This is a genomic window from Stenotrophomonas maltophilia group sp. Smal32, from assembly GCF_030237085.1.
Taxonomy (GTDB): Bacteria; Pseudomonadota; Gammaproteobacteria; order Xanthomonadales; family Xanthomonadaceae; genus Stenotrophomonas; species Stenotrophomonas maltophilia_Q.
This window is the reverse complement of record NZ_JASJSI010000181.1, coordinates 1-4,603: the sequence shown is the minus strand read 5'-3', so window position 1 is coordinate 4,603 and position 4,603 is coordinate 1. Positions and strand designations below refer to the sequence as shown.

Here is a 4,603-nt window from a genome sequence, read left to right as displayed (position 1 = left end):
AACGCCCCAAAAAAGAAACCGCCCCGGTGGGTGTTTTGGGCGGTTTAAGACCCGGCCCTGCGCCGGCCCCAAGGGCGGCCCCGGCGGCCCCCGAGTGGGGTGCCCGGGGGCGGAATCCAGGCGGGGGGTGGGGCGGGTGGGGGTGGAGGGGCGGGTTCGGGCCCCGCCCCCGCGCGCGGCTACGCCGGGAACCGTCCCCCGCCGAGGGCGGCGGCTCTACAAAAGGAAACGCCGCCCTTGGGCGGCGTTCCTGCTTCAGCGACGGTCGGCGACGATGTTGCCGAAAGTGTCGGTGTAATCCTTGAACTCGGGGATGCGCTGGATCAGGTCGGCCGGGATCACCTCCATGCCCTCCGGCGGCTGGATCTTCACCGGCTGCATGTTCGGGTCGGCCGGTGCAGCCACCAGCGTGTTCTGGCGCAGCACCTGCAGCTTGCCGAACATCGTCTGCAGCATCTGCTTCTGTCCGTCGTCCAGCGGAATCTGGATCTCGTCCACCTTCATCGTTCCATCGCCGAGGATGATGATGTTCGGTGCGGGCGGGCGGCGCACGGTCACCATGCCTTCGCTGACGGAAATCTTGGGCTTGCCGCGCTCGGCGCGGTGGTTGCGGTAATCCTTGTCGCAGCCGACCAGGCCCAGGCAGAGCAGGGCGGCCAGCAGCAGGAACAACTTCTTCATGGCGTTCGGTTCGGGGGCATCCGGGGCCCCCATTGTAAGCCTGCCGACGCAGCCGGACCGGCAACGGAAAGCCGCTGCCGGTCGGGTGCGTCGATTTGTCTCAGTTGGAGAACGTGACCGAGTTGTTCTTGCCGCAGTCGTCCACGTCGCTCTGGTCCATGGTCGCGTAGGGCTTGAACGCCGGCAGCTCGCGCGCCAGTGCCTGCTGGCTGGCCAGCATCGCCGGCAGGCGATCACAGATGCGCTTGGCCTGGACCTCGATCTTGGCGGCTTCGGCGTTGATGCGCTTCTCCACGCCTTCACTGTCGCCGCTGAAGATGCCCTTCAGCGCTTCGCCGGCCGCATTGGCACCGAGCTTGGCACCGGCCAGGCCGACGTCCATGCCCGCCATCGCAACGGCAACCACGTGGCCGCGGTACTCCTGCAGGTGGCGGCGCTGGGTGTCGTTGGCCGCGACCTCCTTGCCGGCGATCAGCAGGCGGCCGTCGGGCGTGATCTCCGCACGCGGCTGCTGGTCGGCCGAGATCTTGATGTTGCCCTGGGCGATGTCCTTGCGGGCATCGTCCATGGCTCCCTTGACGGTCTGGCCGACGCCGCTGGTGGCTTCGGCGACGCTCTTGCCGACGGTCTTGTCGGGGGCGGAGGACGTGCCGCCGCAGGCGATCAGCGGCAGGCACAGCAGGGTGGCGGGCAGCAGGCGCAACAGATTCATGATGTTCCCCTGGACGTGTCTGGAAGAGGATTACTTGCTGCGCGGCAGGGTGACCCGGCCGCTGACGTTGCGGTGTTCGACATCGCCGCTGCCGCTGTGATCGACGGTCAGGCTGCCGCGTACGCCGTCCACCTGGATGTCGCCCGAGCCGTGGCTGCGCACATGCACGTTGCCGCCGATGTCGGCCAGGTCGACGCCACCGGAGCCGACCACGCCGACTTCGACGCTGCCCTGCACGCGCTTGAACTCGATGTCGCCCGAGCCGACCGTGTCCAGGCGCGCGTTGCCACGCACATCGGTGATCTTCAGGTCACCCGAACCGACCGTGCCGGTTACGGCGTCGCCGCCGATGTTGTGGGCATTGACGTCGCCCGAACCCAGCGACAGCAGGTTCAGCGAACTGCCGCCGTCGATGTTCAGGTCGCCCGAGCCCACCGCGGCGTGGATGCTGCCGCGCGTACCGCGGGCGACCGCATCACCGGAACCGACATCCACGCTCAGCGACTGTGCGTTCTCCACGCTGGCATCGCCGGAGCCGACCTTGAGCTGCAGCGGCAGGTTGTCCGGCACGCTGCCGTGGATGTCCAGCCAGGCGTAGCTGTTGCCCAGGCTGATGCCACTGTGGCGGCCGTCGCGGCGCAGGCTGACGACCAGCTTGTCGCCTTCCCTGCGCTGGTCCAGCACCAGCTGGTCCAGCCATTCCTGGCTGGAGGCGCAGGCGCGGCCATCCAGCTGGCCACCGCCCTTGCTGGCGACGACCTTCAGGTCGTGCTGGTTCACCTCGATCACCACCGCCCTGGCACCGGCCGTATCCAGCTTCAACGTGCGCGCAGCAGTGAACTTGCAGTTCGGGGCATCGGCAGCGAGTGCCGACAGCGGCAACAGCAACAACGCGGAACAGGCGAGCAGGGAACGCATGGGTGGTGCCTCCGGGTGGATGGAATCAGATCTCGCCGGCGCGCTTGCGCAGGCGGATGGCGAGGAAGATGAACACTGCACCGACGGCCGCACCGATCCACAGTTCCGGCATCGCCAGCGACTTCAGCTGCGAGGCGGGAGACATCAGGCTGACCACCGAGTCCAGGTCGCGGCGCGACCCTTCACCGGCGCCGAGGCGATACAGCAGGTCCATGCCGGGCACGCCGCCCAGCAGCAGGCGGCCGACGATGTTCTGCCAGAACCAGCCGGTGGTCAGGCCGAACAGCGGCATGATCTTGGTGGTGCTGACGATGACGCCGGCAAACAGCGGCAGCATCACCGCCCACAGGAACGGCTTGCTCTTGGCCCAGGCCGAGCACAGCAGCAGCCAGCCTGCAGTAGGCAGGGCCCACAGGGCGTAAACCGGAATCCAGCTCAGGTGGCCAGCGGCCAGGGTCAACGGGCTGGCGGGCCCCCAGATCAGCGCCATCGGGCTGCCGCCGTGCATCAGCGCGACGATGCTGATGATCAGCATGAAGCCGAACATGGTGATGATGCCGGCGACCACCGCGATCAGCGGCGCCACGATCAGTGCGCTGATCAGCTTGGACAGCACGGTCTGGGTGTCCGACAGCGGCAACGACTTCCAGAACAGGATGCTGCGGTCGCGGCGGTCGTCGTACAGGGCGCCCAGGCAATAGAAGAACACCACGAAGGCCAGCACCAGGAACGGCCAGGCCGAGCTGAGCACCAGGGTCAGGTCGAGGCCGTTGCCAAGGTCGGCAAGGTCCTTGCTGTCGATGTTGCGGGTCAGCAGGGCCAGGTCCAGGCCATTGACGTTCACGCTTTCGCCATCGACATGCAGTGCGCCGTTGCGCGCCGCGCGGTTCAGAGCGAACAGGCCGAAGGCGATGCCGACAGTACTCATCACCAGCGAGATCAGGCCGGCGATCAGCGGGGCATACAGGAAACCGCCGCGGTTTTCCCAGTACTCGCGCTTGAGCAGCCAGCGCAGGGTGCCGAGGGGGCTGACGGGGTGGTTGACGGCATTCATGCGTAGGTCCCCTTCATGACGGCGACGAACAGGTCGGCCAGGCCCGGGCTGCGGGTCTCGCCAAGAGTGGAAAGCTGGGCGCGCGGTACGCCGTCGAACAGCATCACGGTCTTGCCGAACGCCAGGCTGCGTTCGTCGATCGGCTTCAGGGCGCGTGCGGTCTCCAGCTGGTCGGCGTTGACCAGCAGTTCGGTGTAGCGCTGGCCGACTTCGTCCATTTCCGCGTCGAGCACGATGCGGCCGTCGCGGATGAACATGACGTCGCTGAGGATGTGCTCGATCTCTTCCACCTGGTGGGTGGTGACGATGATGGTCTTCTGCTCGTCGAAGTAGTCCTCCAGCAGGCGCTGGTAGAACTCCTTGCGGTACAGGATGTCCAGGCCCAGGGTAGGCTCGTCCAGCACCAGGATGCGGGCATCGATGGCCATCACCAGCGCCAGGTGCAGCTGCACGATCATGCCCTTGGACAGTTCGCGCACGCGCTGCTTCGGTTGCAGCTTGGTGTTGGCCAGGAAACGCTCGCAGCGGGCGCGGTCGAAACGCGGGTGCACGCCGGCGACGAAGTCGATCGCCTCGCGCACCTTCAGCCAGCGCGGCAGCACGGCAACGTCGGCGATGAAGCAGATGTCATTCATCAGTTCGTCGCGGTGCAGCCGTGGATCGCGGCCAAGCACGCTCAGCTCACCCTCCACCGAGGTCAGGCCGAGCAGTGCCTTCAATGCCGTGGTCTTGCCGGCACCGTTGGGGCCGATCAGGCCGACGATGCGCCCGCTCGGAATGCTGAAGCTGGCATTGTCGAGGGCAACGGTGGACTTGTAGGCCTTGCGCAGGCCGCGGGCGGTGATGACCGATTCGCTTGCGGTGCTATTCATCAGACTTTCCCCTGGGGCAGCAATTCGTCGAGGCTCAGGCCCAGGCGCTGGATGCGCTCCAGCACGGCCGGCCATTCTTCATTGAGGAAGCGCTCGCGCTCGCTGCTGCGCAGCTGCGTGGCGGCCTGCTCGGTCATGAACATGCCCAGCCCGCGGCGCTTCTCGACCAGGCCTTCGTCGGCCAGTTCCTGGTAAGCACGCGAAACGGTGATGGGGTTCAGTTGGTAATCGGCGGCCACCTGGCGCACCGAAGGCAGGGCATCGCCCGGCTTGAGGATTCCGTCGAGCATCATGGCGATCACGCGCTCCTTCAACTGACGGTAGATGGGAGCGCCGTCGCTCCACTGGATGTCGCTCATATTCAGC

General features: G+C 66.7%; 6 protein-coding genes. All 6 read right to left on the bottom strand.

Features of this window, described 5'->3' with window-relative positions; all coding sequences use genetic code 11:
* Window positions 1-255 precede the first annotated feature (255 nt).
* The 6 genes from QRO91_RS21920 to QRO91_RS21895 all read right to left on the bottom strand — a co-directional run bounded on the left by QRO91_RS21920 (window position 256) and on the right by QRO91_RS21895 (window position 4,596).
* Window positions 256-681: a hypothetical protein gene (locus tag QRO91_RS21920; protein WP_033833950.1), complete on the bottom strand. Its 426-nt coding sequence runs from the start codon at window positions 679-681 to the stop codon at window positions 256-258.
* 100 nt (window positions 682-781) lie between these two features.
* Window positions 782-1,393 carry a hypothetical protein gene (locus QRO91_RS21915; RefSeq protein WP_049428327.1) on the bottom strand — a complete coding sequence of 204 codons (612 nt, stop codon included), beginning with the start codon at window positions 1,391-1,393 and terminating at the stop codon, window positions 782-784.
* Between the two features lie 30 nt (window positions 1,394-1,423).
* Window positions 1,424-2,311: a DUF4097 family beta strand repeat-containing protein gene (locus QRO91_RS21910; protein ID WP_049428329.1), complete on the bottom strand. Its 888-nt coding sequence runs from the start codon at window positions 2,309-2,311 to the stop codon at window positions 1,424-1,426.
* 25 nt (window positions 2,312-2,336) lie between these two features.
* Entirely contained in the window at window positions 2,337-3,365 is a 1,029-nt protein-coding gene (locus QRO91_RS21905; RefSeq protein ID WP_197633617.1) for an ABC-2 transporter permease, read from the bottom strand.
* Window positions 3,362-4,237: an ABC transporter ATP-binding protein gene (locus QRO91_RS21900; protein WP_049428333.1), complete on the bottom strand. Its 876-nt coding sequence runs from the start codon at window positions 4,235-4,237 to the stop codon at window positions 3,362-3,364. The genes QRO91_RS21905 and QRO91_RS21900 overlap by 4 nt, the downstream gene beginning before the upstream one ends.
* The gene (locus QRO91_RS21895) at window positions 4,237-4,596 is read right to left on the bottom strand and encodes a GntR family transcriptional regulator (RefSeq protein WP_005410261.1); all 360 of its coding nucleotides are present in this window, start codon (window positions 4,594-4,596) and stop codon (window positions 4,237-4,239) included. Before QRO91_RS21895 ends, QRO91_RS21900 begins: the two co-directional genes overlap by 1 nt.
* Window positions 4,597-4,603 lie beyond the last annotated feature (7 nt).

What these genes read in the sequence shown, in the direction of transcription:
- QRO91_RS21920 (WP_033833950.1), bottom strand. Translation starts at nt 681, where the DNA reads ATGAAGAAGTTGTTCCTGCTGCTGGCCGCCCTGCTCTGCCTGGGCCTG.
- QRO91_RS21910 (WP_049428329.1), bottom strand. Translation starts at nt 2,311, where the DNA reads ATGCGTTCCCTGCTCGCCTGTTCCGCGTTGTTGCTGTTGCCGCTGTCG.
- QRO91_RS21900 (WP_049428333.1), bottom strand. Translation starts at nt 4,237, where the DNA reads ATGAATAGCACCGCAAGCGAATCGGTCATCACCGCCCGCGGCCTGCGC.
- QRO91_RS21895 (WP_005410261.1), bottom strand. Translation starts at nt 4,596, where the DNA reads ATGAGCGACATCCAGTGGAGCGACGGCGCTCCCATCTACCGTCAGTTG.
- QRO91_RS21905 (WP_197633617.1), bottom strand. Translation starts at nt 3,365, where the DNA reads ATGAATGCCGTCAACCACCCCGTCAGCCCCCTCGGCACCCTGCGCTGG.
- QRO91_RS21915 (WP_049428327.1), bottom strand. Translation starts at nt 1,393, where the DNA reads ATGAATCTGTTGCGCCTGCTGCCCGCCACCCTGCTGTGCCTGCCGCTG.